We start from the raw sequence: 3,125 nt of genomic DNA, 5'->3' as shown, positions 1-3,125 counted from the left end.
GCCACACCCGAAGCAGCCACCAACCCCTCCGCAAGACCCAACCAATGCCCCGCCATCCGCTCCACCGTCACCGCATCGAACAAATCCGTGCTGTATTCGATTGCGCCGATCAACTCCTCGCCCTTTTCCTCGAATTCCAGCATGAAGTCGAAGGGCAGCGCGTCCCTGGTCACCCCCATCGGCTCCAGGCTCAGGCCGGGGAAGTCAGGAGCCGACTCGGTGGCGCTCTGCAACACCACCACGGCCTGGACCAGGGGCATACGGCTGGGGTCCCGCTCGGGGGCCACGGCCTCGACCACTCGGTCGAAGGGCACGTGCTGGTGGTCGAACGCCTCCAGCACCGTGTTCTTCACATCCGTGAGGAAGTCGCCGAACGTGGCAGTCGGGTCGATCCGCGAACGCAGCACGAGGGTGTTGACGAAGAACCCGACGAGATTCTCCAGTTCGGTGCGGTCCCGGCCCGAGGTGGCGGTGCCGAGCGCGATGTCGTCCTGGCCGCTGTAGCGCGACAGGAGCAGTTGCGTCACCGCCGTCAGTGTCACAAAGGGGCTCGCGCCCCGTTCCCGCCCCGCGGCGGCGAGGCGCCGTGCCAGCTCCGGTGCGACACGGAACGTGTGGACCGCGCCGGCCGAGCTTCGCACGGCGGGGCGGGGCCGGTCGGTGGGCAGCTCCAGGGGTTCGAGACCGGCCAGCCGCTGACGCCAGTACGCGAGCCCCTTCTCCTCCTGCGCATCCGAACAGTCGACCCTGTCCCGCTGCCAGACGGCGAAGTCGGCGTACTGGATCGGCAGGGAGGGGAGTCCGGGCGTCTCACCGCGCACGACGGCCGCGTAGCACCGGCCGAGTTCGTCGGTGAGGATGTCCAGCGACCGGCCGTCGGTGACCATGTGGTGCATGGCGAGAAGCAGGGCGTGTTCGCCGGTGCCGATGCGTACGAGGCAGACGCGTACGAGCGGGCCTTCGCGCAGGTCGAACGGGGTCAGCAGGCGCTCGCGCAGGAGATCGTCGACAACGGCGCCTGCGGCATCGGGCTGCCCGCCCGGCCCGGATTCCCCGGCCTGCCCGATCCTTGCGTCCCGTCCGGCGCTATCGATGTACTCGATCGGTACGGCGAGCGTGGAATGCACCACCTGGACGACCCTGCCGTCGACGGAATCGAAAGTGGTGCGCAGCGACTCGTGGCGGGCGACGAGCATATCCACAGCCCGCTGAAGCGCGGCGACATCGAGGTCGCCTCGTACACGCAGGGCAAGACCGGAGTTGTACTCTGTGCCGCCGGGCCTGAACTCCTCCAGGAACCAAAGGCGTTGCTGCGCGAATGATGCCGGAAGCTCCGCCCCCTCCCCACGTTCGACGGGAGATATCGCGTCGGGGTCGACCGCCGCCACGGCACCCGCCATGCGTGCCCTGAGCAACTCCTGCATGTGGGCGGGCAGGGCGCTGATCCGGTTCTCCCGGGACGGTTGCGTGCTCATCTCGCGTCTCCTTGTGACACCAAGAAAAGGGCGGGGCGGAAGGGCTGAGGGGATGGGGGTGGGGGGCCGGCCGGAGGTCGGCGCCGCGCCGGGGACAGGGCGGGGCGGCCGACCTCCGGCCAGGGCGGCCCGACCGGAGCGAGCCGAGGCGGTGCGAGGTCCCGGGACGTCAGCCTCGGGCCACGCTCCGCAGAGCCGCGACGAACTCCTCGGCCAGGGCCGCGACCGTCTCCCGGTGGTGCACGGCTGCCGAGTAGTACCAGGTGACGACGAACCTGCCGTCGTCCACTGCGGCGACCACGTCGATCAGATGGTTCCGCTCCTGCTGGGGTCCGTGTTCCTGCCCGTCGACCGCGACGGACCGGTCGAGGAGACCCGCGCCGCCGGTGGCCGTGTCGAACTGCCCCAGGTAGTTGAAGCTGATCAGTGGATCGACGGCGGGGACGAGACCGGGCGTGTCCGCGAGGTGGCGGAGCGCGCCGTAGCCGACGCCCCGGTCCGGGACGGCTCGCAGCTGGCGCTTGACCGAGCGCATGGTCCCCGGCCAGTCGTCCCCTGCGGGGAGTTCGAGCGCCACGGGGTACATCGCCGTGAACCAGCCGACGGTACGCGTCAGGTCGATGTCGTCGAACAGTTCCTCGCGACCATGTCCTTCCAGGTTCACGGCGACCTTGTCCCGCCCGGTCCAGCCCCGCAAGGTGCGGGCGAGGGCGGCGAGGAGCACGTCGTTGATCTGGGTCCGGAACCGGCCGGGGACCTGGTGCAGCAGCGCGTGCGTGTCATCCGTGTCGAGGTACGCCATGACCGCCGCCTGGTCGGCCACCTTGTTCCCGCCCAGCGGCATGTCGCGCGGCAGGCCGATCTCGGCGGCCTCGGCCACCGAGCTCCAGTACGCCGCCTGGTCGTCGAAGCCTCCCTCGCGAACGTACGCGCCGAGCCGGTCCGCCCAGTCGCGCACGGACGAGGTACGCGGACCGAGGTCGGGGGTGTGGCCGGCGATCGCGTGCTCGTACGCGGTGGCCAGGTCGCCGAGCAGGATGCGCCAGGAGACGCCGTCGATCACCAGATGGTGCGCGGTGATCAGCAGGCGGGCCGGTGCGTCCCCGTCGGTGGCCGTGCCGACGACCGTACGGATCAGGGGGCCGCCAGCGAGGTCGAGCCCGGCCTGTGCGTCGACGACCAGTGCGTGCCAGGCCGCGTCGGCTCCGTCGGCAGGGAGTGTGTGGACGGTGAAGACGGCATCGAGGTCGGCGTCGGGTGTGATCCGCCCGGTCCAGACGCCTTCCGCGTCCTGGACGAACGTGGAGCGCAGGGCGTCGTGCTGAGTGACCAGCGCCCCGACTGCGGCACGGAGCGCTGTCAGGTCGACGTCGTGCGGCAGCTCGAACGCCAGGGACATGTTGAAGTGGCCGGTAGCCACCGGGTGGGTCTCGAAGAACCACTCCCGGACGGGGGTCGACGCCACCGTTCCACTGACCGGTCCCTGTTGGCCCGCGTCCTCGGAGGGGTCCAGTGCCCCGTGCGGTCCGGCCTCGTCGATACGAGCGGCGAGGGTGGAGATGGTGGGGTGCTGGAAGACGTCCCGGGAGGAGAGTGACAGACCGGCGCGACGGGCCCTTGAAACGACCTGGAGGCTGATGATCGAGTCGC

At 70.3% G+C, this 3,125-nt stretch carries 2 protein-coding genes; both read right to left on the bottom strand.

Translation table 11 applies throughout. The annotated features are described in order from the left end of the window. On the bottom strand, nucleotides 1-1,475 hold a 1,475-nt coding region (locus AB0E67_RS36310; RefSeq protein ID WP_362035118.1), incomplete at its 3' end, for a condensation domain-containing protein. A 169-nt stretch (nucleotides 1,476-1,644) separates the two neighbouring features. Continuing rightward, nucleotides 1,645-3,125: condensation domain-containing protein (locus AB0E67_RS36305; RefSeq protein WP_362035116.1), on the bottom strand; the 1,481-nt coding region annotated here is incomplete at its 5' end.

It is taken from the genome of Streptomyces sp. NPDC032161, assembly GCF_040636995.1.
GTDB lineage: Bacteria > Actinomycetota > Actinomycetes > Streptomycetales > Streptomycetaceae > Streptomyces.
The sequence above is the reverse complement of the archived record's forward strand: the minus strand, read 5'-3'. Positions and strand labels throughout refer to the sequence as shown.